Below are 910 nucleotides of genomic sequence, written 5' to 3'. Positions count from 1 at the left end.
TCGGGCGTGCCTGTCCCGGCACTATGCCGTGAACATGGCATGAGCAGCGCTACTTTCTATAAGTGGCGCGCCAGGTTTGGCGGCATGGACGCCTCGCTGATGAAGCGGATGAAAGAGCTCGAAGATGAAAACCGTCGACTCAAGAAGATGTATGCCGAGGAAAAGCTCAAGGCCGAGATCCGTCAGGAAGCACTTGAGGGAAAGTTGTAACGCCATCTCAGCGACGTGAGATGGCCGCTTCTACTGTCAAACGTCATGGTGTCAGTATTCGCCTTGCCTGTGAATGCATGAGCGTCAGTGAATCCTGCTACCACTATCGGCCCAAACGACGGTCCGAGAACGACGTGATTGCCAACTGGCTTCTGCGCTTGACGACGGCCAATAAGCGCTGGGGTTTTGGGCTTTGCTACCTGCATTTGCGCAATGTGCGTGGTTACACCTGGAATCACAAGCGCGTTTACCGCATTTATCGGGAGCTTGAGCTGAACCTGCGCATCAAGCCCCGGCGACGCTTGAAGCGAGATAAGCCGGATGCCTTGAGCGTGCCGACGGCTATCAACCAGGTATGGTCCATGGATTTTATGAGTGACTCGCTGGTTGATGGTCGAACACTGCGAACCTTCAATGTCATTGATGATTACAATCGCGAAGGCCTGGGGATCGAAGTTGACCTGTCATTGCCGAGTGCCCGCGTTATCCGCTCTCTGCAGCAGATCATCGAGTGGCGTGGCAAACCGGCAGCCATTCGGCTGGATAACGGCCCTGAATACATTGCTCAATCGTTGGTCGACTGGGCCAACAGTAACCGGATAACGCTTTTATACATCCAGCCTGGCAAGCCGACTCAAAATGCCTATATCGAACGCTTCAATCGGACGGCACGGCATGAATGGTTGGAGTTGCATCAGTT

At 54.1% G+C, this 910-nt stretch carries 1 pseudogene; it reads left to right on the top strand.

The window, feature by feature from the left end:
* Positions 1–910, top strand: a pseudogene (locus ACT3RU_RS17960) (IS3 family transposase); the annotation flags it as partial.

This window comes from Halomonas sp. TP35, from assembly GCF_052375975.1.
GTDB classification, from domain to species: Bacteria; Pseudomonadota; Gammaproteobacteria; order Pseudomonadales; family Halomonadaceae; genus Vreelandella; species Vreelandella citrativorans.
This window is presented reverse-complemented; position numbering and strand designations above follow the sequence as displayed.